This window comes from Delftia sp. Lp-1, assembly GCF_020523835.1.
Classification (GTDB): Bacteria; Pseudomonadota; Gammaproteobacteria; order Burkholderiales; family Burkholderiaceae_C; genus Comamonas; species Comamonas acidovorans.
The window spans coordinates 2,272,997-2,296,727 of record NZ_JAJALJ010000001.1 but is presented as its reverse complement, the minus strand read 5'-3'; the positions used below and the strand labels follow the sequence as shown (position 1 = coordinate 2,296,727).

24 protein-coding genes are annotated in these 23,731 nt (G+C 66.3%); 14 read left to right on the top strand and 10 right to left on the bottom strand.

What is annotated here, in order from left to right; all coding sequences use genetic code 11:
• On the bottom strand, positions 1-657 hold the full coding sequence (locus LGR64_RS10305) for a response regulator transcription factor (protein ID WP_013802276.1): 657 nt from the start codon (positions 655-657) through the stop codon (positions 1-3).
• A gap of 333 nt (positions 658-990) precedes the next feature.
• On the opposite strand from LGR64_RS10305, the gene gloA reads away from it, so the two are divergent.
• Positions 991-1,440 (top strand): lactoylglutathione lyase, encoded by a 450-nt coding sequence (gene gloA / locus LGR64_RS10300; protein ID WP_230355364.1) that lies wholly within the window; start codon positions 991-993, stop codon positions 1,438-1,440.
• A gap of 87 nt (positions 1,441-1,527) precedes the next feature.
• Here the strand turns inward: gloA and LGR64_RS10295 are convergent, their stop codons facing one another.
• Positions 1,528-2,052 carry an OmpA family protein gene (locus LGR64_RS10295; RefSeq protein WP_230355363.1) on the bottom strand — a complete coding sequence of 175 codons (525 nt, stop codon included), beginning with the start codon at positions 2,050-2,052 and terminating at the stop codon, positions 1,528-1,530.
• A gap of 239 nt (positions 2,053-2,291) precedes the next feature.
• Here LGR64_RS10295 and LGR64_RS10290 point away from each other — a divergent pair, with 239 nt between their 5' ends.
• Both LGR64_RS10290 and LGR64_RS10285 read left to right on the top strand, forming a co-directional pair.
• Positions 2,292-2,918 carry a gamma-glutamylcyclotransferase gene (locus tag LGR64_RS10290; protein WP_013802273.1) on the top strand — a complete coding sequence of 209 codons (627 nt, stop codon included), beginning with the start codon at positions 2,292-2,294 and terminating at the stop codon, positions 2,916-2,918.
• A 135-nt stretch (positions 2,919-3,053) separates the two neighbouring features.
• Positions 3,054-3,692: a superoxide dismutase family protein gene (locus LGR64_RS10285; protein WP_230355362.1), complete on the top strand. Its 639-nt coding sequence runs from the start codon at positions 3,054-3,056 to the stop codon at positions 3,690-3,692.
• 11 nt (positions 3,693-3,703) lie between these two features.
• Here the strand turns inward: LGR64_RS10285 and LGR64_RS10280 are convergent, their stop codons facing one another.
• On the bottom strand, positions 3,704-4,276 hold the full coding sequence (locus tag LGR64_RS10280) for a nucleotidyltransferase family protein (RefSeq protein WP_096916412.1): 573 nt from the start codon (positions 4,274-4,276) through the stop codon (positions 3,704-3,706).
• A 52-nt stretch (positions 4,277-4,328) separates the two neighbouring features.
• Here LGR64_RS10280 and pdxH point away from each other — a divergent pair, with 52 nt between their 5' ends.
• Positions 4,329-4,976: a pyridoxamine 5'-phosphate oxidase gene (gene pdxH, locus LGR64_RS10275; protein WP_043796748.1), complete on the top strand. Its 648-nt coding sequence runs from the start codon at positions 4,329-4,331 to the stop codon at positions 4,974-4,976.
• A 37-nt stretch (positions 4,977-5,013) separates the two neighbouring features.
• Here pdxH and LGR64_RS10270 read toward each other — a convergent pair whose 3' ends face one another.
• Entirely contained in the window at positions 5,014-5,967 is a 954-nt protein-coding gene (locus LGR64_RS10270) for an AEC family transporter (protein WP_197943530.1), read from the bottom strand.
• 80 nt (positions 5,968-6,047) lie between these two features.
• The gene (locus LGR64_RS10265; protein WP_442873808.1) at positions 6,048-6,224 is read right to left on the bottom strand and encodes a hypothetical protein; all 177 of its coding nucleotides are present in this window, start codon (positions 6,222-6,224) and stop codon (positions 6,048-6,050) included.
• Positions 6,225-6,357: 133 nt separating this feature from the next.
• Between LGR64_RS10265 and LGR64_RS10260 the strand changes: the two genes are divergently transcribed.
• Both LGR64_RS10260 and LGR64_RS10255 read left to right on the top strand, forming a co-directional pair.
• Complete coding sequence (locus LGR64_RS10260; RefSeq protein WP_230355361.1) at positions 6,358-7,227, top strand: pirin family protein; 870 nt, start codon at positions 6,358-6,360, stop codon at positions 7,225-7,227.
• Positions 7,228-7,510: 283 nt separating this feature from the next.
• Positions 7,511-8,572, top strand: a complete 1,062-nt coding sequence (locus LGR64_RS10255) for a tyrosine-type recombinase/integrase (RefSeq protein WP_180319449.1) — start codon at positions 7,511-7,513, stop codon at positions 8,570-8,572.
• Between the two features lie 34 nt (positions 8,573-8,606).
• On the opposite strand, the gene LGR64_RS10250 is transcribed toward LGR64_RS10255, so the two are convergent.
• The 5 genes from LGR64_RS10250 to msrA form a co-directional block, all read right to left on the bottom strand.
• Entirely contained in the window at positions 8,607-10,805 is a 2,199-nt protein-coding gene (locus LGR64_RS10250) for a TonB-dependent receptor domain-containing protein (protein WP_198818945.1), read from the bottom strand.
• 240 nt (positions 10,806-11,045) lie between these two features.
• The gene (locus tag LGR64_RS10245) at positions 11,046-11,501 is read right to left on the bottom strand and encodes a hypothetical protein (RefSeq protein ID WP_230355360.1); all 456 of its coding nucleotides are present in this window, start codon (positions 11,499-11,501) and stop codon (positions 11,046-11,048) included.
• A 122-nt stretch (positions 11,502-11,623) separates the two neighbouring features.
• Entirely contained in the window at positions 11,624-11,932 is a 309-nt protein-coding gene (locus LGR64_RS10240; RefSeq protein ID WP_230355359.1) for a hypothetical protein, read from the bottom strand.
• A 51-nt stretch (positions 11,933-11,983) separates the two neighbouring features.
• Entirely contained in the window at positions 11,984-12,481 is a 498-nt protein-coding gene (locus LGR64_RS10235; RefSeq protein WP_230355358.1) for a Fur family transcriptional regulator, read from the bottom strand.
• 114 nt (positions 12,482-12,595) lie between these two features.
• Positions 12,596-13,132 carry a peptide-methionine (S)-S-oxide reductase MsrA gene (gene msrA, locus LGR64_RS10230; protein WP_034394147.1) on the bottom strand — a complete coding sequence of 179 codons (537 nt, stop codon included), beginning with the start codon at positions 13,130-13,132 and terminating at the stop codon, positions 12,596-12,598.
• Between the two features lie 146 nt (positions 13,133-13,278).
• Here msrA and LGR64_RS10225 point away from each other — a divergent pair, with 146 nt between their 5' ends.
• The 8 genes from LGR64_RS10225 (at position 13,279) to LGR64_RS10190 (ending at position 23,662) form a co-directional block, all read left to right on the top strand.
• Positions 13,279-13,977, top strand: coding sequence for a TetR family transcriptional regulator (locus tag LGR64_RS10225; RefSeq protein ID WP_230355357.1), 699 nt, complete (start codon positions 13,279-13,281; stop codon positions 13,975-13,977).
• Positions 13,974-15,215 (top strand): efflux RND transporter periplasmic adaptor subunit, encoded by a 1,242-nt coding sequence (locus tag LGR64_RS10220; protein WP_230355356.1) that lies wholly within the window; start codon positions 13,974-13,976, stop codon positions 15,213-15,215. The genes LGR64_RS10225 and LGR64_RS10220 overlap by 4 nt, the downstream gene beginning before the upstream one ends.
• A 2-nt stretch (positions 15,216-15,217) precedes the next feature.
• Positions 15,218-18,445: an efflux RND transporter permease subunit gene (locus LGR64_RS10215; protein WP_230355355.1), complete on the top strand. Its 3,228-nt coding sequence runs from the start codon at positions 15,218-15,220 to the stop codon at positions 18,443-18,445.
• A gap of 43 nt (positions 18,446-18,488) precedes the next feature.
• Positions 18,489-19,199 (top strand): protein-L-isoaspartate O-methyltransferase family protein, encoded by a 711-nt coding sequence (locus LGR64_RS10210; RefSeq protein ID WP_141831816.1) that lies wholly within the window; start codon positions 18,489-18,491, stop codon positions 19,197-19,199.
• 77 nt (positions 19,200-19,276) lie between these two features.
• Positions 19,277-19,624, top strand: a complete 348-nt coding sequence (locus tag LGR64_RS10205; RefSeq protein WP_012205782.1) for a rhodanese-like domain-containing protein — start codon at positions 19,277-19,279, stop codon at positions 19,622-19,624.
• 90 nt (positions 19,625-19,714) lie between these two features.
• Positions 19,715-21,190: a TolC family outer membrane protein gene (locus tag LGR64_RS10200; RefSeq protein WP_141831814.1), complete on the top strand. Its 1,476-nt coding sequence runs from the start codon at positions 19,715-19,717 to the stop codon at positions 21,188-21,190.
• 370 nt (positions 21,191-21,560) lie between these two features.
• Entirely contained in the window at positions 21,561-22,238 is a 678-nt protein-coding gene (locus LGR64_RS10195) for a response regulator (protein ID WP_013802240.1), read from the top strand.
• A gap of 2 nt (positions 22,239-22,240) precedes the next feature.
• The gene (locus tag LGR64_RS10190; RefSeq protein WP_141831812.1) at positions 22,241-23,662 is read left to right on the top strand and encodes a sensor histidine kinase; all 1,422 of its coding nucleotides are present in this window, start codon (positions 22,241-22,243) and stop codon (positions 23,660-23,662) included.
• The last annotated feature ends 69 nt before the right edge of the window (positions 23,663-23,731 follow it).

Here is a 23,731-nt window from a genome sequence, read left to right as displayed (position 1 = left end):
CTATTTCCTTACGTCAATCCAGCCCATCTCAATCCCATAGCGAATGAGATCAATGTCCTTGCGTATACCCAGCTTGTTCATGACAGCCACCTTGTGCGTGCTGACCGTCTTGATACTGCGATAGAGTTTTTTTGCTATCTCGGACACCGTCATGCCAGAGATGAAAAGAAGCAGAACCTCTTCTTCCCGTTTTGAGAGTTCTATCGATGTCCGCACCGCACCCAGCCATTCTCCTCCCAACAGCTTGCTTGCACTGGGCGATATGAATTGACCATCCGTGTATGCAGCGTAGATGGCGGGCAGCAAACTTCCCAAGGAATCCGTTTTATGGACAATTCTGTAGATTCCTTGGTTGGTAAGAGATTTGATGATTCCAATGTTCTCGATCATTGTCAGCATGACGATCTTGACACTTGGAAATCTTTTACGAATGACATTCAGCATCACCAGGCCATCACCGTAGGTTCCACCGGGCATGGAGTAATCAGTTACCAGAACATCACATTCGTTTTTCTTCAGAAAGCTTATGATTTCCGTGGAGTTTTTCGCTCGACCTACAATCTCTATTTCATGCTTGTCCTCCAAAACACTTTCTATGCCTGCCAAAACTGCCGGATGGTCATCGGCAATTAATATCCGCAAGACGAAATTTTTCATGACTCAAAAAATTAAAATAATTCGCACGAAGAACATTCCTATTCTAGGCAGCCGGCCACTAGGATTTAATTGGATTTGTCTGATTTTTCAACCCAAAAATCTAAGATTTGTCTGATTTGCAAGATTTATTGATGAAAAATCGGGTACCAGTCCTAGGGCACACTCCTAGAATTCAACAGACAGTTGAATCAATGGTTGAATGGATTCGGGCTAGATGCAGTCAGGACCTGAAGTGCCCGATCTGCGGGAAGGCGCCAGACCTGTGCGCGATGAGATCACTGCGGCGCTTGGCGGGCGGCTGAAGAGATGGCGGAATCCCGGCACAATCGAGGGATGCGAATCCTCCACACCATGCTGCGCGTTGGCAACTTCCAGCGCTCCATCGATTTCTACACACAGGTTCTTGGCATGCAGCTGCTGCGAACCTCCGAGAACCCGGAGTACAAATACTCCCTGGCCTTCCTGGGCTTCGAGGGCGGCAACCCGGCCCAGGCCGAGATCGAGCTGACCTACAACTGGGGCACCGAGGCCTATGAGATGGGCTCGGCCTATGGTCACATCGCCATTGGCGTACCGGACGCGTATGCCGCCTGCGAGAAGATCAAGGCGTCCGGCGGCAACGTGACGCGCGAGGCAGGCCCCGTCAAGGGCGGCACCACGGTGATTGCCTTTGTGACGGATCCGGACGGCTACAAGATCGAACTCATACAAGAGAATTCGCGAGCCCATGCCGGGACCCAGCCTGACGGTGACGCAAAGTTCGACCCGCTGCGCAATTCCTGATCCACGCAGCCATCAAAAGAAAAGGCCCGGAGCGTCAATCGCTCCGGGCCTTTTCTTTTTGGCCGTTTACAGCGGCAAGACTGAGGCTCAGTCCACCAGGATCACTTCCACGCGGCGGGCTTCGGCGTTGCTGCCGTCAGCCTGCAGCTGCTCGGGCTTCTTGAGTTCGACCTTTTCCTCAGCCACGCCCAGAGCGGACAGGGCGGCCTGGACTGCCAGGGCGCGCTTCTTGGCCAGTTCGGCGTTGAGTTCGGCGCTGCCCGTGGCGTCGTGGTAGCCCGAGATCACGGCGCGCTTGCCGCCCTTCACACCGGCGACCACGTCGGCCAGCGCTTCATTGGCGCCCACGGCCAGTTCGGCCTTGGCCGATGCGAAGTAGAACTTGACCACGCCGTTTTCGACAACGACGCGGGCCACATCTTCCTCCAAGACCACGGGCACCATTGCTGCCACAGGGGAAGCGCCGCCTGCAGTCTTCGCCGGGCCATGCGCAATGCCGCGCTGGTAGACGACGACGCCAACGACCGTGGAGACGACGAGCGCAATCAGCGCGAACAGGAAACCCAGGGCAAAACGTTGTTGGCTGTCGTCGTCGGAATGACTGAAGGACATGAAGCACTCTCCGTGAATGAGCTGTTGGATGAAAACCAGAAAGACTGCGAAAAACCGGTGGATTGTAGAGGGCCACCGTCGAGGGCCCCGCGCCACGCCCAAACCCCGCACTGACGGCCGGCAAAAACTGTGGTGCGGCGGAGACAGAAGATCAGCCCTGCAAGGGCAAAGCACGCGCTTGTGCACCGTTTGGGCGTCCAGGCGTTAAAACGTCATTGTTCTTTCATGCTGTCGCGCCCATGTCCGCCCTGCCAGAATTTTCATTCGCCCGCCGAGAGTCACAGCCCATGCTGGACGAGGCGCTGCACCGATGGGGCGGGAGCGATGACCTCTGGATCTTTGGCTACGGCTCGCTGATCTGGCGGCCGGATTTCGATTTCTGCGAACGCCGCACGGCGCGTGTCTTTGGCTGGCACCGGGCGCTGAAGATGTGGAGCACCATCAACCGCGGCACACCCCAGAACCCTGGCTTGGTCTTTGGCATGCTGTCCGGTGGCAGCTGCCAGGGCATGGTGTTCCGCATTCCCCGGCACCACGGCCATGACGTCATGAGAAAGCTGTGGCAGCGCGAGATGGCCAATGCCGTCTATGACCCCCGCTGGCTGCCCTGCCGCACCGGCCAGGGCACGGTGCAGGCGCTGGCGTTCACGCTGTCCCGGCAAAGCCCCAATCACACGGGCGAACTGGCGCCCGAGGACTATCGCCGCATTTTCAGCGAGGCCAAGGGCATCTACGGCAGCACGCATGACTATGCGCGCGCAACCTTCGATGAGCTCAAGCGCCTGGGCATCCGTGACCGCGCGCTCCAGCGCCTGCTCAGCTACGCGGGCCAGCCCGACGCAGGCGCGCGGCAAGGCTCCGTTTGACGCCATCGCCGCGCACGGCCACAGAACGCTGCGCTCTCCGACATGGCCGCCGTATCGCACGCTGCATGATGGCGGCTGCGCGCCATGCGCCCCCGTGACTTTTTCAGTTCCCATTCCAAACAGGAGATTGCCGCCATGCCTTTGAACGCTTCCCAATCCAGCCACGCCGCCACTTCGCAGCCCTCCACCCCGTCCACCGCCGTGAAGCTGTTGATGGCTACCGGCATGGTGCTGGCCCTGGGCGCCTGTGGCAGCCAGCCCAAGCCTCCTGCCGCAGCCTCCGCCTCGACCCCGGCAGCCGTCACGACAGCGCCCGCCTCCCGCAATGTGGCCATGGCCCAGTTGCAGCCCACGCAAGGCAGCAAGGTCAGCGGCAGCCTGCAGTTCACGGCACAGGCCGATGGCAGCGTGCGCGTGCAAGGCTCCGTCCAGGGGCTGGCGCCGAACAGCGAGCACGGCTTTCACGTCCATGAAAAAGGCGATTGCTCCAGCCCTGACGGCCTGAGCGCGGGCGGCCACTTCAACCCGACCGGCCAGGCCCATGGCCGCTTCGATTCTTCGACCCATCACACGGGTGACTTGCCCAGCCTGCGATCCGATGCGCAAGGCATGGCAAGCATCGACTTCGTGTCGCGCGGCCTGGCATTGGACCAGGGCCCCAACAGCGTGGTGGGTCGCGGCCTGATCGTGCACAAGGACCCGGACGACTACACCACGCAACCCACCGGCAACTCGGGCGCGCGCCTGGCCTGTGCGGTGATCACGCGCGGCTGACTGGGCAGGGCTCAGATCAACTTCAGGCGCGCCTGCAGCACCAACTCTGCCCGCGCCAGATCGTCCAGGGTGTCGATGTCGGTGAGCACGCCGGCATCGTCCACCTCCACCTGGACCACATCTCCGGCCTCGCGCAGCGCCTTCAGCACTGGCGCACCGCCCTTCTCGCCACTCAACGCCATGAGTGCCTCGCCGCAGGCCGCCCCAAAACCGACCGGATGTCCACGTTGGCCTGCATGGATGGGCTGCGCCGCCTGCGCTCCGCTGCGCAGCGCATCGGCCACTTTCAGCAGCGTCTGCGGGCTCACCAGCGGCAGGTCGGCAGGCAACACCAGCCAACCCGGCGCATCTGCCGTGGCGCGCACAGCGGCGGCCAGCGAGTCACCCATGCCCGGGTGGCCTGCATCCTCCAGGTGCCAGGGCAGACCGCTGGCGCGCACGGCGGCCAGCGTGTGATCGAGCACCGTGCTGCCGCCCAGCGGTGCGGACAGCTTGTGCAGGGTGCCGCCCGAGGCACGGAAACGCTCGCCACGGCCCGAAGCAAGGATGAGCACGCAAGGGCGGTCTTTGAAGTCTGTGAGCATGCGCAACTTTAGCGCGGCAAATCAGGTGGCGGGCGCAGGCACAATGCTGGCCATGAGCAGCATTTCCACCTCGATCGCCGATCTGCGCAAAAGCTACGAGCGCGCGGAACTGAGCGAATCGGCCTCCCTGGCCGATCCGCTGCAGCAGTTTGACCAATGGCTGCAGGAAGCCCTGAGTGCCCAAGTGCCCGAGCCCAATGCCATGACGCTGGCCACCGTGGGCGGCGACCTGCGGCCCAGCACGCGCATCGTGCTCATCAAGGGCTATGACGAGCGCGGCCTGGTCTGGTACACCAACTACGACAGCCGCAAGGGCCAGCAACTGGCGGGCAATCCGTTTGCAGCGCTGCAGTTCCACTGGGTGGAGCTTGAGCGCGTGGTGCGCATCGAGGGCCGCGTGGAAAAGGTCAGCGATGCCGAGAGCGACGCCTACTTCAACAGCCGTCCGCTGGACTCGCGCATCGGTGCCTGGGCCAGTCCGCAAAGCCAGGTCATCAGCGGCCGCAGCGTGCTGGTGGCCAATGCGGCCAAGTACGGCGCGCAATTCCTGCTGAACCCGCCGCGCCCGCCGCACTGGGGTGGATTCAGGCTCGTGCCCGAACGCTGGGAATTCTGGCAAGGCCGCAAGAGCCGCCTGCATGACCGCCTTTGCTACCAGCTGGAATCTGGAACCTGGCTGCGCCAGCGCCTGGCGCCCTGATCCCCTGGATTGCTGGCGCTGCTCCTGCTGAAACCCGTCAGCCCAGCAGACGCTGGGCCAGCCACAGCATCAGCGGCACGGTAAGCAGGGCCAGCGCCGTGGACACCGCAATGCTGGCGGACACCTCCTCCTGCATCACGCCATAGCGCTGCGTGAACAGGAACACGTTGGCCCCCACGGGCAGTGCAGCCGCCGTGAACATCACGGCCACTGGCAGGCCGCCCAGACCGAAGGCCCAGGCCAGCGCAAGCAACAGCAGCGGATGCACCAGGTTCTTGACCAGCGCGATGCCCACGGCCTCTCGCAGGTTCTGCCCCACCTTGGTATAGGCCAAGGTCACCCCCACCAGCAGCAGCGCCATGGGGCCCAGCGCCTGGCCCAAGACCTGCAGGGAGCGATCCACCACGCCAGGAAGAGCCAGCCCGGTCTGTGCGAACAGTAGGCCGGCGAGTATGGGCAGCGGCACAGGATGGACGATGCCGTTGCGCACGGCCTGCAGCACCGTGCGCCACATGGGGCGCGGCGCGCTCTGGCCCGACCGCTGGTGCTCGCGGGCCTCGGCCAGCTCGAACACGATGGTGGCCGCCGTGAGCAGAATCAGTGCGTGCAGCGAAACGAGGGTGAACAGCGTCACCAGACCGCCCTCCCCGTAGACCAGCCCCACCAACGGCACGCCGATCATGACGGTGTTGCTGAACATATTGGCCAGCCCCCGCGCGGCCGAACGCGTGGAAAAACCGCCCAGGACCATGGACACCCCGAAGATCAGCGCAGTCGCCAGGAAATACAGCGCCACGGGCTGAAAGTCCAGCTCCTGCACCCGCACCGCGCCCATGGTGCGGAACAGCAGCGCCGGCGTGAGCACCAGGAAAACGAGGTTGGACAAATCCTTGATGGCAGCGGCCCGCACCCAGCCCAGGCGGGCGGCGAGAAAGCCTGCGCCAATGCAAAGAATGACGGGGATAAGGGAGGCAAAGACGGGAGAGTTCACTGAAGCGGGATCGGGAAGCTGCGCCTGCGCAGGCTGGCGGCGCGCGCAGATTATGCGCTGCAGGCCCGGCACTGCCTCATTCAGGCTTCTTCCAGGGCCTCGAAGGCCTGGGCCAGATGGTCGATGAGCAGCCGCACGGCGGGCAATTGCACGCGCCGGGATGCGCACACCACATGGATCAGCTCCCGATGCGGCTCCCAGCCTGGCAGGACGACCAGGCACTGCGCCCTTTCGGCCAGCACACGCAGCATGGTCATTGTTCTTTATTCAGGACGATGAAGGCAAATTTTGCTATCTACCGCATTCATCGTTCAAATCCTAAGATTCTCCCATGTGCAAAAAGTGGCTGGCGCTAACGCTGCGGCAGCCACGATTCCCAAGGAGAAGCAAATGCTCAAGAAGATGCTCGGCGTCTACAGCGCTCCCCGTGCCCATTGGGTGGGCGACGGCTTTCCCGTGCGCTCGCTGTTCAGCTATGGCAACCATGGTGCGGCTCTGAGCCCCTTTCTGCTGCTGGACCACGCAGGCCCCGCCAGCTTCGAGCCGGCTGCCCAGCCTCGCGGCGTGGGCGTGCATCCGCACCGCGGCTTCGAGACCGTGACCATCGTCTATGAGGGCGAAGTCGAGCATCGGGACTCGACCGGTGCTGGCGGCCTGATCGGCCCTGGCGACGTGCAGTGGATGACGGCCGGCTCGGGCATCCTGCATGAGGAATTCCATTCCCATGCGTTCACCGAACGCGGCGGGCGACTGGAGATGGTGCAGCTGTGGGTAAACCTGCCCGCCAGGGACAAGTCGGTTGCGCCTGGCTACCAGACCCTGGTGGATGGACAGATCCCGTCCGTGGAACTGCCAGGCGGCTCAGGCCGGGTACGGGTGATTGCCGGAGCCTTTGGGAACAGCCAGGGGCCGGCGCGCACCTTCACGCCCATCAATGTCTGGGACCTGCGCCTGAAAGCCGGCAGCACCACCGAGCTGCGCGCCAAGCCCGGACATACGCTGGCCCTGGTCGTGCTGCATGGCACGGTGCTGGTCAACGACGGCGAGGTTGTTCGCGAAGGCCAGTTGGTGCACTTCGATCGCGAGGCTGATCTGGTGCGCCTGGAGGCCAACAACGACGCCACCGTGCTGTGGCTGGAGGGCGAGCCCATCGAAGAGCCCGTGGTGGGCCACGGCCCGTTCGTGATGAACAGCGAGGTCGAGATCCGCGAGGCCATTGCCGACTTCAACGCTGGCCGATTCGGGCGCATGGCGGCTTGACCGTGGCGGCCCCTGTCCTGAAGGCAGGGGCCGCCTTCTGCCCTCCCCTTGCTTCCCCTGGACCAGCGCTTGCGATCACCAGCGCGCAGATCCAGCGCGGGTGCTTGAAAGTGCCCAACACGCGTCTAGAGACGTGCCAAGGACTCGAATCCAAGCCGAACGGCCCTTTTTCTGGCGACTTGTCGCCACTGGTGTCCATCAGTCGATAACAAGGTTGCCGCTTGACTTCATGTAAGTTACATTGAACAGCTCCATTGGTTGACTCGTTTTGTTCTCAACGCCCATGACTTCATCACCATCTCAGGCACCCGCTGCCGGCAAGCCGCCGTCCACCGTCCCCGACGGACTGGCCCTGTTCCGGCATTGGCTGGAAACCGAGGGCGCCAAGGGCTGGGATGCCCTGGACACGGCACCCGACAGCGGCTACGAAAAGGTATGGCGTGCCTGGCTGCGCAGCCTGGGCGATGCCGGCATGTCAGCCAAAGAAGGTCCTCCCTCCCCTGCCACGCCGAAAGGGAAAGTCAAGGCGAAGGCCCGCGCCTGGCAACAGGCCACCGCCGTTGATGTCCAGAATTTCCTGCGCCCGCGCGAAGGCCAGTTGTCGGGCCACCAGCCCGGCCGCCGCATCAGCGAGGTCACGCGCAGGCGCTACTGGCGATTGCTGGAACGCATTTACGACCATGCGCTGGACCACGGCTGGGTCAGCGCCAATCCCGCCGCAGGGCTGGCGCCGCAGGAACGTCCACCTGCCGAAGACGGCCAGGGCCATTGCCTTCCCGCGCCGCTGTGGAATGCCCTGCCCCGCCACATACCGATGGCCGACGGCTTTCAGTCGGCGCGCGACCGCGCCATTTTGCTGCTGCTGTACGAACTGGCGCTGGCGCCCGAGGAGGTGCGCGGCCTGTGCTGGCGCGATGTGCAATGCGCCGGACCAGGCGATGGCCTCCCCTGTCAATTGCATATCGATGGCGCACGCGCCGCGCAGCAGCGCACGCTGGATCTGTCGGAAACGGTGGTGAAGGCGCTGCAGGACTGGAAAGGCTTCAGCGCCGGCCAGCGCGGACCGGAGGCCGTTCAACCCGATGCCACGGTCTTTTATTCGCGTGAGGGGCAGCCGCTGTCAGTGCGCGTGCTGTTCCATGTGGCGTCGCAACTGATACAGCGCGCCCATGCCGCGCAGCCTGCCTCGGCGCAGCAGGCGCCGCTGCACCGCGTCGGCCCGCAGGTGCTGCGCAACACGGCCATCGTGCAGTGGCTGCGCGCGGGCCGTGCCGAGACCGAAGTCGTGCAGTGGATAGGCGTTGACAGCGCGCGCGCCCTGCGCCATCTGCAGCATTACCTGTAGCAGACGGCGCGGGGAGCGCAGCGGACAACCCGCCTTAGAACGACACCTTGACGCCCACCGTGATATTGCGCCCCATCAGCGGCGCAGCGTTCTTGATGAACGAGGTGTGGGCGAAGGCCAGGCGGTTGGTCAGGTTGTTGCCCTTGATGAAGAACTGCCAGGGCATGCCACCCGAGGTGCGCAGCGTGTAGCTGGCAGAGACGTTGAGCATGCCGTAGCCGTCCGTCTCGGTCTCATAGGCGGTGACGCGGTTCTGGCGCAGCACCTGCACCCATTCGGCCTGGGCATCCCAGCCCTTGTAGAAGGTGTCCACGCGCAGGCCCACGCGCGCAGCGGGGATGCGCGGCAAGGCGGAGCCGTCTTCCAGCCGCGCACGCACGGCGTCACCGAACAGGGTCACGCCCCACTGGCGCGACAGCTTCTGGCGCACCTGGCCCTCCACGCCGGTGAAGCGCGCATCGGCCTGGGTGTACTGCAGCAGTTGCAGGCCATCATGCTCATCCAGCGTGGCGCCGTAGATGTAGCCCTTGACGCGATGGTGGAAGGCATTGACGCTGAACGTGGTGTCGCCCGCCGTCTTGCGCAGGCCGATGTCCAGCGCCTGCGAGCGTTCACGCTTGAGGTCGGCATTGCCGCGCTCATAGGTGGAAGTCGCCATGTGCAGGCCGTTGGCGTACAGCTCCTCGGCCGTGGGCAGGCGGTTGCCCTGCGTCAGCGAAGCCGAGAGGCTGTAGCCCGGGGTGAACTTCCACACCGAGCCCAGCGAGAACGATGTTCCGCTGTGGCTGCGCGAGATGCCGCTTTGCTGGGCGTCCACGGTCTGGCGCTCGTGGCGCAGCGCAGCCTGCCAGCGCCAGTCCTGCCAGCGGTATTCCTCCAGCAGGTAGATGCTGTTGCGGCGGGTTTCGGTGGGCTGCACATAGGCCTCCTCACCCTCGGCACTGAATTTGCGCTGCACGGTCTGCAGGCCGATGACGCCGCGCCAGCCGGCGATGGGCTCCAGCTCTGCCTCCACGCGCAGGTCATGGGCGCGGTTCTTGAACGTGGTCGAGACCTGGCCGTCTTCGATCTCGTCATGGCGATAGTCGGTCCAGCCACCGCGCACGCGCAGCGCCGCGATGCCAGCCGTCGGATTGCGCCATTCGCCGCGCAGATCCCAGCGCTCGCTGTTGAGATCGACCACCGGCACGCTGCCATGGTCGTGATCGTGTTCGTCGCCGCCATGGTCATGCCCGTCCTCGTCGCCGTGATCATGGCCGCCGCAGTGCAGATGGTCGCCATGGGTGTGGCAGCCCTCGAAGCTGTGGTTGTGGCCTGGCAGGCCATAGCGCGCGGTCTGGCGCGTGTAGGCCAGGCCCAGGTAGCCTTGCGTGCCGATCCAGGACAGGCCCAGGCTGCCCGTGTCCGTGCGGTTGAAGCTGCCGCCCACGCGCCCCTGGGACTGGCCGTTGGGCGCCCAGCCGCTGCCCACGCGGTAGTCGCCGGCATCGCGCGCCATGCCCTCGGCGTGGATGGCCAGCTGGCCGGCGCCGCCCGTCAGCGAGAAAGCGCCCGCCGTCTCGCCCGCGCCGGTGCTGCCGCGCAGCTGGGCCGAGCCCGTGATGCCGTTCTTGGGAATGGACGTGGGAATCTTGTCGTCCAGGATGTTGACCACGCCGCCCATGGCACCACCGCCGCCGTAGATCAGCGCAGAGGGGCCGCGCAGCACCTCGATCTGCGTGGCCAGCATGGGCTCGCTGGCCACGGCATGGTCAGGGCTGATGGTGGAGGCATCGTGCAGCTCGGAGCCATCGCTGAGGATTTGCACGCGCGGGCCGTCCATGCCGCGGATGATGGGCCGGCTTGCGCCTGCGCCGAAATGGCTGGCGTGGATGCCGGGCTCGCCGTCCAGCGTCTCGCCCAACGTGGCGGCCTGGCGCAGCGTGAGCACGTCGCCTTCCAGCACCGTGGCCGGCGTGGACATGTCGGCCGAGGTCAGGCCCAGGCCGCTGGCCTTGACCGTCACCTCATTGAGCACGGGGGCATCACTGCGCGGCGCGCCCGCCTCGGCAGCAGCTGCGGCTGCGGGTCCTGCTGCGGGTACGGGGTCGGCAGGCTCTGCCGCCATGGCCAGGCCGCCCGTCGCCGGGCCCAGCACGCCTGCCAGCAGCAGTTGCTGCAGCAGCGGGCGCAGTTTCGTCCTCTCCCCCTGCGCCTTGGCGTCCTGGTGGTATTGCTTTGTTGTCACTCTCATCACTGGTCTTCCCGGCAGCGGCCGGCCACGGCCCTGCGGGGCGTGGAAATCCGGGCGCTGCAAAAAATGGCGTCGGAAGCGGACGGCCACGGCGCGCCCTGCAGGCGCATGCGGCCATCCGATCGGATATGCATTCAAGGAACTGCCGGACCTGAGCGCGGCGCCTTGTTGCGATCAATGCAGCAAGGCGCGGCCAAACGGCTGTGCAGGGCAGGCGCATGCAGCGCCAGTCCCGGAGATTCAAGCCGCCAGGTAGACAGTGATGGGATGCGGGGGACCCCGCGCATCGAAGAAGGCCGCCAGCATGCGGCCATCGCGCACGACGACCGGCTGGACGGGTTCGGCCTGCTCGCCCCAGAAAGGCGGCAGCACCACGGCGGATGGCGGCCCCGCCATGCCTTCGTGCAACTGGTCCAGCAGTTGGCAATCCGCCGGGCCGTGGCCCGAGAACAGCGCATGGACCCAATCGACGGGTGCATTGCAGGAAGTGGCAACCACCTCCACCGGGACATGGAGCGTGGCTGCGGCCAGGCCGCCCGCGTGCACCACGCGGTGCATCTGGCCCAGCAACGGCGCCAGGGCAATGGAGCAGACCAGCAGCCAGGCCACCAGCCAGGCCCGACTCGGCACGGCGCCGCGCAACGCAAGCCTTGAGGCCTGCGCTGGCAAGTGACGTTCCGGGCGTTGCAAGGGCATGGAGGGATCAGGGGCTGGATGGGCAGCGCAGAGTGTATGCGCCAATTTGCGGGGCAGGTTTCACCATCCCGTCACAAAGACTGGCGATTGCTCACGGCGCCACACGGCGGGCAGGACCGCACTCAATGCGCATGGCGCATGCCGCAGAACTTGCCCAGCGCCAGGCCCTTGCAATCGGCCTGCAGTTGCTTTTGGCATTGTTCGTGGTCGCGGCCGGCGGCCAGGCACTGCGCGGCGGCTTCGTGGGCCTTGGCCATGGCGCGATGGCGTTCCATGTCGGCCCGGGCATGGGCATCGAGCGGCGCCGAGGAGCCCTGTGCCTTGGCGTCCGCCTGGGCTTTCGCGTGGTCGTGGTCATGTGCCTGGGCTGCTGCGGCCAGGAAGACAGCGGCCAGGATCAAGGAAACGGGGCGCAACGGTGCAAGGGTCATGCGAAATCCTGAAGAGCTATGCAAGAGAAGAAAGGGGATAAGGCGATCGCCTCAGGCGGACGGAGCATTTCGGGATGGCCCTGCACTGCTGCAGTCCTGGCACAGCCCTGTCACCGCCACATCGATGGCCCGGCCCTGCAGGCCGCTGGCGGCCAGCGCCTGGCGCAGCTGCAGCAAAGCGGCCTGCAGCGGCTCGCCGCCCCCACCGCCCTCGCCGCCCAGTCGAAAAGCGCTGTGGCAATCCGCGCATTCGAAATGCGCAGCGGCATCGGCCTGCCTGGCCGCGCCCGGCACGGACCGGCTGTAGCGGGCCACGCGGGCAGCATCCACGCTGCGGCGCAACACACCGGCTGCCGCCAGGCGGTCCAGCAGCCGGTAGACGGTGACGCGGTTGACCTGCACGCCCTGGGCGTGCAGGACCGCTTCCACATCGGCTTCGCTCAGGAGTGCGTCGGCCCGCGACTCCCACATTGCCAGCACGGCCCGCGTGGCACGCGTCGAACGCATGCCGGCAGGTATGGGCAGGGAAGTGGGGGTCGGCAAGGACATGGGTGATGAAAGGTCAGGCCGCTGAACACGGCAGGGCAGCCAGGCGGCATTATCGCAACCGGGTTGCATTATGCCTGCGAATCACAACCGCTTACACCACGCGCCGCCACCCGCTCACGGCTTGACCCAGCGTGCAAAGGCGCCCCGGAACTTCTGCACCTTGGGCCCCACCACAAAGGCGCAGTAGCCCTGGTTGGGATGGTTGAGGAAGTAGTCCTGGTGATAGTCCTCTGCCGGCCAGTAGCTTGCCAGGGGCTGCACCTCGGTGACGATGGGCGCGTCGTAGGCGCCGGCCTGGGTGAGTTCGGAGATCAGCGTGCGCGCCACTTCGGCCTGTTGCTCATTCGTGGTGTAGATGCCGCTGCGGTACTGCGTGCCCACGTCGTTGCCCTGGCGGTTGAGCGTGGTCGGGTCGTGCGTGCCGAAGAACACGGTGAGCAGGTCGCGCAGCGGGATCACGGCTGGATCGAACTGCACGCGGATGACCTCGGAATGGCCGGTCTCGCCGGTGCAGATGTCTTCGTAGCTGGGATCGTCCAGATCGCCATTGGCGTAGCCGCTTTGCACGTCGCTCACGCCGCGCACGCGGTCGAAAACGGCTTCGGTGCACCAGAAACAGCCGCCGCCCAGATAAATGGTTTCAGTCGCCATATGCGCCTTTTCTATGAGGTTTTCAAAAAAATAGCTGCACACTATTCATGCAAGCCGTTGCACCTACAGGTTAGCCCATGCACAAGCCAGGTGACGACGAACGGTTCTGCGGTTACGATAACTAACCCATCAGTCATTAATTTTCCGTGACCGACTCCCCCGCCTCTTCACCCGCCCCCGCCGAGCCTTCCGGAAAGCGCAGCCGCCGCAAGCAGGAGCGTCCCGGCGAGTTGCTGGAAGCGGCGCTCGACCTCTTCGTGGAAAAGGGCTACGCCGCCACCCGCGTCGAAGAAGTCGCCGCCCGCGCCGGGGTCTCCAAGGGCACGCTGTTCCTCTATTTCGCGAGCAAGCAGGAGCTTTTCAAGGCCGTGGTGCGCCACAGCATCGCGGGCCGCTTCGGCGAGTGGAGCGAAGAGCTCGACAACTACTGCGCACCTTCAACCGATCTGCTGCGCTACTGCTTCAAGTCCTGGTGGGAACGCATCGGCAGCACCAAGGCGTCGGGCATCACCAAGCTCATGCTCAGCGAGGCGGGCAACTTTCCCGAGCTGTCTCAGTTCTACCACCAGGAAGTGGTTCTTCCAGGCCATGAGCTGATCCGGCGCATCTTGCAACGCGGGGTCGAGCGCGGCGAGTTCCGGCCCATGGATCTGGACCTGTCCGTGCACTGCGTGGTCGCCCCGATGATGTTTCTGATGATCTGGAAGCATTCGCTGGGCGGCTGCCTGCCCCATGGCGACTTCGATCCCGAGCAGTTTCTGGAAGCCCAGATCGACTATCTGCTGCATGGCATGTGCCAGCCCCTTGCAGCCACCACACCACCCTCCTCCCCGCCCACACCATGAAGCGTCGCACCGGCTGGCTGATCGGCCTGGCCTTATTGATCGCCATCGGCGCCAGCGTATGGCGCGCCGCATCCACCCGGCACAGCAAGCAAAGCGCCATCGCCGCGGCCACCCAGCCGCGCGAGATGCCGGTGCGTGTGGGTCCGCAGGAAGTGGTGCAGCTGCAGCCGCGCCAGCTGCAATTGACCGTGCCCGTCAGCGGCGTGGTGCAGGCCGTGCGCAGCGCCGTGGTCAAGGCCTATGTGGCCGGCGAGCTGCGCGGCCTTCAGGTGCGCGAGGGCGACAGCGTGCGCAAGGGCCAGGAACTGGCCCGCGTGGACGCCACCGAGGTCGAAGCCCGCTGGCGCCAGACCCGCCAGCAGGCCGATGCGGCCCAGGCGCAGCTGCAGCTGGCCCAGCGCCAGCACGACAACAACCAGGCCCTGGTCACCCAGGGCTTCATCTCGACCACGGCGCTGGCCACCTCCCAATCCAACCTCGACGCCGCACGCGCCAACCTGGCCGCCGCCCAGGCCGCCGCCGATGTGGCCCGCAAGAGCGTGACCGACAGCGTGCTGCGCAGCCCCATGGACGGCAAGGTTTCACAGCGCCTGGTGCAGGACGGCGAGCGCGTGGGCGTGGAAACGCGGGTGCTGGAGATCGTCGATCCGTCCGACCTCGAAGTCGTGGCCCAGCTGGCGCCCGCCGATTCGGTGCGCGTGCAGGTCGGCCAGCAGGCCCTGTTGCAGGTCCAGGGCGCGGGCGACGATGTGACCTCCGTGCCCGCGCGCGTGGTGCGAATCAACCCCAGCGCCCAGGCAGGTTCGCGCAGCGTGGCCGTCTATCTGCGTGTGCAGGCTGCACCGGTCAACGCAGGCGCCGCCGTCAGATCCATCCCCATCGTGCGCCCGGGCCTGTACCTGCAGGGCAGCATTGTCACGGGGCAGACCGAACAGCTGGCCGTGCCCCTGACCGCTGTTCGCACCGACCAGCCCCAGCCCTATGTACAGCTGCTGCAGCCTGCGGGCGAGTCCGAAGCGGACAAGAGCCTGCTGCGCGTGCAGCACCGCCCGGTCACGCTGGGCAGCCAGAGCGCGCAGGATGGCGCCACCTGGATTGCCGTGTCCAGCGGCCTGCAGGCCGGTGACAGGGTGCTGGCCGGCAGCGTTGGCGGCCTGCGCGCAGGCACGGCAGTGCAGTTGCAACCGTTGCAACAGGTGCAGCAACCCCAGGCTGCGCCAGCCCCCGGAGCCCGCTGACCATGTGGTTCACGCGCGTCAGCCTGGCCAACCCTGTGTTCGCCACCATGCTCATGCTGGCCCTCATGGTGCTGGGTGTGTTTTCCTACCAGCGGCTCAAGGTGGACCAGTTCCCGAATGTGGACTTCCCCGTGGTCGTGGTCACGGTGGACTATCCGGGCGCCTCGCCCGAGATCGTGGAGTCCGAGGTCACCAAGAAGATCGAGGAAGGCGTCAACTCCATTGCCGGCATCAACGCGCTGACCTCGCGCAGCTATGAGAGCACCAGCGTCGTCATCATCGAATTCCAATTGCATGTCGATGGCCGCCGCGCTGCCGAGGACGTGCGCGAGAAGGTAGCCTCGGTGCGCCCCACCCTGCGCGACGAGGTCAAGGAGCCACGCGTGCTGCGCTTCGATCCGGCCAGCTCGCCCATCTGGTCCGTGGCCGTGCTGCCCCAGGCCGATGCCGGCGCCAAGGCGCCCGATGCCGTCGCGCTGACCAGCTGGGCCGACCAGGTCCTCAAGAAGCGGCTGGAGAACGTGCGCGGCGTGGGCGCCGTCAACCTGGTGGGCGCCACGCCGCGCGAGATCAACATCTACCTGCAGCCCGAGGCGCTGGAAGCCTATGCCATCACGCCCGACCAGATCGTGAACGCCGTGCGCAGCGAGAACCAGGACCTGCCGCTGGGCGCCATCCGCTCGCGCGAGCAGGAGCGCGTGGTGCAGATCGACGCACGCATGAAGCGCCCCCAGGACTTCGAGCGCATCATCGTCGCCCAGCGCGGCGGCGCGCCCGTGCGCCTGGGCCAGCTGGCGCGCGTGCAGGACGGCGCGGGCGAACTGGAAACCGTGGCCCTGTACAACAGCAGCCGCACCCTGCTGCTGTCCGTGCAGAAGGCCCAGGACGAGAACACCATCGAAGTCGTGGACGGCCTGAACGCCACGCTGCGCGAGATCGCCGCCGAAGTGCCGGCCGGCGTGCGGCTGGAGCCGATTGCCGACAGCGCCCGCCCCATCCGCGTGGCCGTCAACAACGTGCGCCAGACGCTGATCGAGGGCGCGGCACTGACGGTGCTCATCGTCTTCCTGTTCCTGAACTCCTGGCGCTCCACGGTGATCACGGGGCTGACGCTGCCCATTGCGCTGATCGGCACCTTTTTGTTCATGTACTGGTTCGGCTTCTCGATCAACATGATCACGCTGATGGCGCTGTCGCTGTGCGTGGGCCTGCTGATCGACGACGCCATCGTGGTGCGCGAGAACATCGTGCGCCACGTGCAGATGGGCAAGGACGCGCATGCGGCCGCGCTGGACGGCACGCAGGAGATCGGCCTGGCCGTGCTGGCCACCACGCTGTCCATCGTGGCCGTGTTCCTGCCCATCGGCTTCATGGGCGGCATCATCGGCAAGTTCTTCCACGAATTCGGCATCACCATCGTGGCGGCCGTGATGATCTCCATGTTCGTGAGCTTTACGCTGGACCCCATGCTCTCCAGCGTCTGGCATGACCCGACCATCCACGCTCATGGCGACAAGCGCGGCAACAGCCTCTACGACCGCACGCTGGGTCGGGTCACGGCCTGGTTCGAGCGCGCCACCGACTCGCTGTCCCACTTCTACCAGGACGTGCTGGGCTGGGCGCTGCGCCACAAGATCACCACCCTGGTGGCGGCACTGGCCATCTTCGTGGCCAGCATCTTCCTGGTGCCGCTGCTGGGCACTGAATTCGTGCCCAAGGCCGATTTCTCGGAAACCACGGTGAGCTTCAACACGCCCGTGGGCTCGTCCATCGAGGCCACGGAGGCCAAGGCCCGCCAGGTCGATGCCATCATCCGTGCCCTGCCCGAGGTCCGCTACACGCTGGCCACCATCAACACCGGCACGGCCCAGGGCAAGATATACGCCAGCATCTACATCCGCTTGCTGGACCGCCACCTGCGCCAGCGCAGCGGCGACGAACTCTCGGGCGTGCTGCGCGAGCAGCTGCAAAGCGTGCCCGGCATCACCGTCACCCATGTGGGCCAGCGCGAGCCCGTGGGCGGGCAAAAACAGGTCGAATTCTCGCTGCAGGGCCCGGACCTGGGCGAGCTGGAGCGCCTGAACCGCGTGGTGATGGAACGCCTGCGCGGCATTCCCGGATTGGTGGACCTGGACAGCAGCCTCAAGCCCGACAAGCCCGTGATCGACATCACCGTGCGGCGCGATGCGGCCGCCGACCTGGGCCTGTCGGTAGGCTCGATGGCAACCGCTCTGCGCACCTGGGTGGCGGGCCAGACCGTGGGCAACTGGCGCGCCAGCGACGACCAGACCTATGACGTCAAGGTGCGCCTGGCGCCCGAGTCGCGCAGCACGCCCCAGGACCTGGAGCGCCTGCCCTTCGCCCTGCCCTCCACCTCGGGCGACGGCGGCATGCGCATCGTGCGGCTGAACCAGGTGGCCACCGTCACGCCCGCCACCGGTCCCAGCCAGATCAACCGCCGCGACATGACGCGCGAGGTTGCCTTCAGCGGCAACGTCTACCTGCGCTCCAGCGGCGAGGTCTCGGCCGACATCCGCAATGCCCTGGCCGACATCGCCCTGCCGCCCGGCTATCGCACGCAGTTCAGCGGCGCCACCAAGAGCATGAACGAATCGTTCGGCTATGCGGTGTCCGCCCTGGCCCTGGCCATCATCTTCATCTACATGATCCTGGCCAGCCAGTTCAAGAGCTTCCTGCAGCCGCTGGCGCTGATGACCTCGCTGCCGCTGACGCTGATCGGCGTGGTGCTGGCGCTGATGATGTTCGGCTCGGCCCTGTCCATGTTCTCCATCATCGGCGTGGTCATGCTCATGGGACTGGTCACCAAGAACGCCATCTTGCTGGTGGACTTCGCCATCCGTGCGCGCGTCCCGCACAGCGACCCGGACACCGGCCAGATCCGCGACGGCCTGCCGCGCGAGCAGGCCCTGCTGCTGGCAGCACGCGTGCGGCTGCGCCCCATTCTGATGACCACGCTGGCCATGATCTTCGGCATGGTGCCGCTGGCCTTCGCACTCAGCGAAGGCTCCGAGCAGCGCGCGCCCATGGGCCAGTCGGTGATCGGCGGCGTGGTCACCTCGTCGCTGCTGACCCTGGTGGTCGTGCCCGTGGTCTATTGCTACCTTGACGACTTCTCCCAGTGGCTGCGGCGCCTGTGGAACGGCAACCAGCACGACGCGGCACCCGGCCAAGGCGCCGCCAGCGCCCCCACCCCGCCGCGAGACTCGTAGAATCAAAGGTTTGTCCTGACAAGTCTTTCTCCGGAGATACCCCATGAGCCTGCCCCTGAACAGCCTGCCCGAACACCACAGCGCCCAAGCGCACGCGCGCTACAACATGATCGAGCAACAGATCCGCCCCTGGAACGTGCTTGATGAAGAAGTGCTGGCGCTGCTGGGCAAGGTGCACCGCGAGAATTTCGTGCCGCCCGAGCATGCCGGCCTGGCCTTCATGGACCTGGAAATCCCCCTGGTCGCCCCGACCGAGGAAGCCGCCGCCAAGGGCTGGTGCATGCTGGCCCCGCGCATCGAGTCCCGCATGCTGCAGGACCTGAAGATCAAGCCCACCGACCGCGTGCTGGAAATCGGCGCCGGCTCGGGCTACATGGCCGCCCTGCTGGCCGCCCAGGCCAAGGAAGTCGTGACACTGGAAATCGTCCCCGAGCTGGCCGAGATGGCCCGCGAGAACCTGCTGGGCGCCGGCATCACCAATGCCGAGGTCAAGCTGGCCGATGGCGCCACGGCAGCGCCCGCTCTGGGCCAGTTCGACGCCATCGTGCTCAGCGGCTCGGTCGCCCAGGTGCCCCAGTCCCTGCTGGCCCAGCTCAACGACGGCGGCCGCCTGGCAGCCATCGTCGGCCAACTGCCCATGATGCGTTTCACGCTGGTGCAAAAGAACGGCCACCAGTTCGAGACCAGCCAGCCCTGGGACGTGGTGACCGCACGCCTGGCCAACTTTGAAGAGCCTTCGCGCTTCACGTTCTGAAATCCGCCACGACGGCCGGGGTCCAGAGGATTTCGGCCGCTGCGGCAACTCCACTCCATTCCGCAAGGATCTTTCCGATGCTTCCCCAAGTGCCTCCCGCGCAACTCAACGATTGGCTGAACCAGCACTCCAGCGGCTCCGATGCCCTGCCCCTGGTGCTGGACGTGCGCGAGCCCTGGGAAGTGGCCCAGGCCAGCGTACGCCCCGAGGGCTTCGAGCTGCGCTGCATCCCCATGGGCGAGATTCCCTCGCGCCTGCAGGAACTCGATCCGGATCACCCCACAGCCTGCCTGTGCCATCACGGCGCACGCAGCATGCATGTCGCTGCCTTCCTGATGAACAACGGCTTCGAGACCGTGGCCAATATCAGCGGAGGCATCGATGCCTGGTCGCGCGAGCGCGACCCAGGCGTGCCGCGCTACTGAGCGGCAACACGCAAAAGAAACCCGGGACACGGCGGTACACCCGCCGTCCCCGGTGCTTCGTGACGACTGTGTTTTGATTCGAGGACCTCTATGCCCCTGCTTCGGCCCCTTGCCCCTGTCGCTTCCGCCCTGACCCGCCCATACGCCTGGCCCCTGCGCCACATGGCCTTGCTGCTGTGCGCGGCGGGCATGGGCTCGGCCCTGGCACAGGCTCCTGCCCCAGCCGTCCGTGCGCCCGCCCCTGCGGCCCCGCAGTCTGCCCTGCCCTCTCTGACAGCCTCAGCGGCCACGGGCCAGAACCTGTCCGAACTGGTGGCCAAGGCCCGCGGCTACGACGCCCAGTGGCAGGCCCAGCAGGCCGACGCCCAGGCCGCCGCCAGCCGCGCCGAGCAGGCACGCTCGGGCCTGTTGCCCAGCGTGGGTCTGCAGGCCGGTGCCAACACTTCGCATGTGGAAGTCAGCGTGCTGCCGGGGAGCTTTCGCTCGCCCCAGCAGAACCTGCAGCTCAGCGCCCAGCAGCCGCTGTACCGCCCGGCCAACAAGATCGCCTACGACCAGGGCCAGCGCGGCGTGGACGTGGCGCGCGCCCAGTTGGACAGCGGCGAGCAGAACCTGCTGGTGCGCGTGGCCCAGGCCTACTTCGATGTCCTCGGCGCCCAGGACAGCCTGGCCGTGGTCAAGGCACAGAAGGCCGCCATTGCTCAGCAGCTGGAATTTGCCAAGCGCAACTTCGAGGTCGGCACGGCCACCATCACCGACTCGCGCGAAGCCCAGGCCCGGTTCGACCTGGCCGGCGCGCAGGAAATCGCCGCCGAGAACGATCTGCGCGTCAAGCGCCTGGTGCTGGACCAGATCGTTGGCGCCGTGGGCACCGTGCCCCGCCCGCTGGCCCAGCCGCTGCAGTTGCCGGCCCTGATGCCCTCCGACGCCCAGTCCTGGGTGGACACCGCCCTGCAAGGCCAGCCCCAGCTGCGCCAGGCCCGCCTGGCGCTGGACATCGCCCAGCTGGAAACGAAGAAAGCCGAGGCCGGCCACAAGCCCACCGTGGACCTGCAGGCCGGCTACGTGGTCAACCGCTATCCCAACGGCTCGGTCACGCCGCAGATCGGCACCAGCTACCGCACCAATGCCGCCAGCGTGGGCGTGGTCATGAACCTGCCCCTGTTCGCCGGCTTTGCCGTGCAAAACCGCATCAAGGAAACCCTGGCGCTGGAAGACAAGGCGCGCGCGCAGCTGGACGACGCCCAGCGCAACGTGGAGCAGAGCACGCGCACGGCCTTCTTCGGCGTGCAGTCGGGCCAGGCACAGGTCAAGGCGCTGGAGGCCGCGCTGGCGTCCAGCCAAAGCGCGCTGGACGCCAACAAGCTCGGCTACGAGGTCGGCGTGCGCATCAACATCGACGTGCTCAACGCGCAAAGCCAGCTCTACCAAACCCAGCGCGACCTGGCCCTGGCGCGCTACCAGGTGCTGCTGGGCCAGCTCAAGCTGCGCCAGGCCGCCGGCACGCTCAGCGACGACGACCTGCGCGCCATCGATGCGCTGACGCTCCGCGCGCCAGCCCCTTGAATCCCTGAAGCGCTCGCACGGCCGGCAGTGCCCCGGGCTGATGCCCGGCCGCCGTGGGCCGCGCGCCTGGCGCCGCAGCCCTGTGCTCTGGGAAAGCCGAGGCACGCAAACCCGCCACGACCAGCATCCAGGCAGCCAGCGCGCACAGCACCGCCAGACGGCTCAGCAAGGAACAGCGGGAGAGTCTTGGCATGCGCGCCTTGCCTTCGTGGGAGTTGTCGAGCGGGCCACTGTGGCAAACCAGCCTGAAGACCTGCCCCGGCTTTCCTGAAGGGATGCTGAAGCGCCTGAGCCCCGCCTTGACCGATACTCGCGGCAGCCCTCCCGCAGGCGCCGGTCCGCGGCATGGGAGCGGCACAGGAAACACACGATGAGACTGCTGCTGGTGGAGGACGATCTGGATCTGGGCAATGGCGTGCGCATCGCATTGGGCGATCACGCCATGGACGTGGTCTGGGTGCGCCGCCTGTCCGATGCGCTGCGCACGCTGGAGCAGCAAAGCTTCGAGATGGTGTTGCTGGACCTGGGCCTGCCCGATGGCGACGGCATCAGCCTGCTCACGCGCCTGCGCCGCGAATGGCGCCGCCTGCCCGTGCTGATCCTGAGCGCACGCGACAGCCTGCACGACCGGCTGCACGGCCTGGACAGCGGCGCCGATGACTATCTGGTCAAGCCCTTTGCCCTTGCCGAACTGGTGTCACGCGTGCGCGCCCTGGCACGCCGCAGCTATGGGCAGGGCGACGGAACGCTGCATCTGCGCGGCCTGTCGCTGCACGAGCCCACGCGCCGTGTCAGCGTTGCAGGCCAGAACGTCGAGCTGTCCCGCTGCGAATTCGACCTGCTGGCCCTGCTGCTGCGGCGCATGGACCGCGTGGTCACGCGCAGCGGCATCGAGGAGGAAGTCATCCCGGGCGGCAGCGCCAACGGCAGCAATGCGCTGGAGGTCCATGTCTCCAACCTGCGCCGCAAGATCGGGCCGGGCTTCATACGCACGGTGCGCGGCATTGGCTATGTCATCGACTCGCAACCGATGGCACCCCTGTCCTGACCATGACATCGCACACACTGCAGGGGCAACAGGCCAGCCCGAGATGGCGCCGCTGGCTGCGGCCCACACTGGGCCGGCGGATGCTGCTGGCCCAGATGGGCGTGCTCACCGCGATCTGGACCGCGTTGCTGGTGGCCGCCATCTACATGGCCCACTTCCACAATGAACTGCTGGTCAGCAAGCCTGTCTACGAACTTGTCATGGCTGTGGCCGAGGACCTGGCCGACCTTCCGGACCGCCAGCAGCACAGCCTGGCCGCGCTGGACACGGCCCTGCGCCATGAGTACGGCGACGGAGACGACGACATCCGCTTCACGCCCACGCTGCTGGTCTGGCAGCGCGGCCAGCTCCTGTACCGCTCGCCCACGCCGGCACCCACGCTGCGCAACCGCGTGCTGGACACGGTCGAGGACATAGATTTCGAAGGGCAGACCTGGCGCATGAGCACGCTGCGCTCGGCCTCGGGCCAGACCGAAGTCACGCTGATGCTGCCGTCCTTCAAGGAACTGCTGATCACCCTCAACACCCGCAGCTACTACCTGCTGCCGCTGCTGATCAGCCTGCCCTTCCTGGCCTTTCCTGCCTGGTGGTCGGTACGCGCGGCGCTGCGCCCGCTGCGCCGCGTGGGCGACGAGCTGGCCACACGCGGCCCCGACGACCTCAGCGCGCTCACCTATGCGCCGCCACACGCCGAGCTGCGGCCGCTGGTGCAGGACATCAACGCCCTGCTGGCACGCGTGCGCTCCAGCAGCGAGCGCGAGCGCAACCTCATCGCCGATGCAGCCCACGAACTGCGCACACCGCTGGCAGCCATGCACGTCAACGTCGAGGCCCTGCTGCGCCTTGGCAGCGAACCGCGCCAGCAGGAACTCATGGACAGCCTGCTGCGCAGCAACCAGCGCGCCAGCCGCATGGTGGCCCAGCTGCTGCAACTCATGCGCAGCGAGACCGAGGCGCCCGGCATGGCCATGCAGCCGCTGCGCCTGGACCTGCTGCTGGAAGACCGGCTCGCCGCACTCGATGCCCTGGCCTGCCGACGCCCGGTGGAACTGGCCCTGGAAGCCAGCGAGCCACTGAGCGTGATGGGCGAACGCGAAGGCCTGGTCTCGCTGATCGACAACCTCGTGGACAACGCCATCAAATACAGCCCCGCGCACGCCACCATCAGCGTGCGCCTGCAGCGCCAGGGCGACCAAGCCGTGCTCCAGGTGCGCGACCGTGGCCCGGGCATTGCCGAGGCCTGGCGCCAGCGTGTCTTCGACCGCTTCTTCCGCGTGCCCGACCAAAGCCAGAGCGGCAGCGGCCTGGGCTTGGCCATTGCCAGGACCGTGACCGAGCGGCACGGCGGCAGCATCGAGCTGCTCAGTGCGGAGGATGGCGGGCTGCTGGCGAGTGTCAGCCTGCCGGTGCTGCAGGAAGGATAGGGCCCTTGATGCGTGCATGGGCCCAGGATTGCAGAGCCAACAGTCCAGGAACTAGACTGGGCCTGTTAC

Bases quoted from the DNA above. Each gene is read 5' to 3' on its own strand.
- LGR64_RS10305 (WP_013802276.1), bottom strand. From the start codon at position 657: ATGAAAAATTTCGTCTTGCGGATATTAATTGCCGATGACCATCCGGCA.
- gloA (WP_230355364.1), top strand. From the start codon at position 991: ATGCGAATCCTCCACACCATGCTGCGCGTTGGCAACTTCCAGCGCTCC.
- LGR64_RS10295 (WP_230355363.1), bottom strand. From the start codon at position 2,052: ATGTCCTTCAGTCATTCCGACGACGACAGCCAACAACGTTTTGCCCTG.
- LGR64_RS10290 (WP_013802273.1), top strand. From the start codon at position 2,292: ATGTCCGCCCTGCCAGAATTTTCATTCGCCCGCCGAGAGTCACAGCCC.
- LGR64_RS10285 (WP_230355362.1), top strand. From the start codon at position 3,054: ATGCCTTTGAACGCTTCCCAATCCAGCCACGCCGCCACTTCGCAGCCC.
- LGR64_RS10280 (WP_096916412.1), bottom strand. From the start codon at position 4,276: ATGCTCACAGACTTCAAAGACCGCCCTTGCGTGCTCATCCTTGCTTCG.
- pdxH (WP_043796748.1), top strand. From the start codon at position 4,329: ATGAGCAGCATTTCCACCTCGATCGCCGATCTGCGCAAAAGCTACGAG.
- LGR64_RS10265 (WP_442873808.1), bottom strand. From the start codon at position 6,224: ATGACCATGCTGCGTGTGCTGGCCGAAAGGGCGCAGTGCCTGGTCGTC.
- LGR64_RS10260 (WP_230355361.1), top strand. From the start codon at position 6,358: ATGCTCAAGAAGATGCTCGGCGTCTACAGCGCTCCCCGTGCCCATTGG.
- LGR64_RS10255 (WP_180319449.1), top strand. From the start codon at position 7,511: ATGACTTCATCACCATCTCAGGCACCCGCTGCCGGCAAGCCGCCGTCC.
- LGR64_RS10250 (WP_198818945.1), bottom strand. From the start codon at position 10,805: ATGAGAGTGACAACAAAGCAATACCACCAGGACGCCAAGGCGCAGGGG.
- LGR64_RS10245 (WP_230355360.1), bottom strand. From the start codon at position 11,501: ATGCCCTTGCAACGCCCGGAACGTCACTTGCCAGCGCAGGCCTCAAGG.
- LGR64_RS10240 (WP_230355359.1), bottom strand. From the start codon at position 11,932: ATGACCCTTGCACCGTTGCGCCCCGTTTCCTTGATCCTGGCCGCTGTC.
- LGR64_RS10235 (WP_230355358.1), bottom strand. From the start codon at position 12,481: ATGTCCTTGCCGACCCCCACTTCCCTGCCCATACCTGCCGGCATGCGT.
- msrA (WP_034394147.1), bottom strand. From the start codon at position 13,132: ATGGCGACTGAAACCATTTATCTGGGCGGCGGCTGTTTCTGGTGCACC.
- LGR64_RS10220 (WP_230355356.1), top strand. From the start codon at position 13,974: ATGAAGCGTCGCACCGGCTGGCTGATCGGCCTGGCCTTATTGATCGCC.
- LGR64_RS10215 (WP_230355355.1), top strand. From the start codon at position 15,218: ATGTGGTTCACGCGCGTCAGCCTGGCCAACCCTGTGTTCGCCACCATG.
- LGR64_RS10210 (WP_141831816.1), top strand. From the start codon at position 18,489: ATGAGCCTGCCCCTGAACAGCCTGCCCGAACACCACAGCGCCCAAGCG.
- LGR64_RS10205 (WP_012205782.1), top strand. From the start codon at position 19,277: ATGCTTCCCCAAGTGCCTCCCGCGCAACTCAACGATTGGCTGAACCAG.
- LGR64_RS10200 (WP_141831814.1), top strand. From the start codon at position 19,715: ATGCCCCTGCTTCGGCCCCTTGCCCCTGTCGCTTCCGCCCTGACCCGC.
- LGR64_RS10195 (WP_013802240.1), top strand. From the start codon at position 21,561: ATGAGACTGCTGCTGGTGGAGGACGATCTGGATCTGGGCAATGGCGTG.
- LGR64_RS10190 (WP_141831812.1), top strand. From the start codon at position 22,241: ATGACATCGCACACACTGCAGGGGCAACAGGCCAGCCCGAGATGGCGC.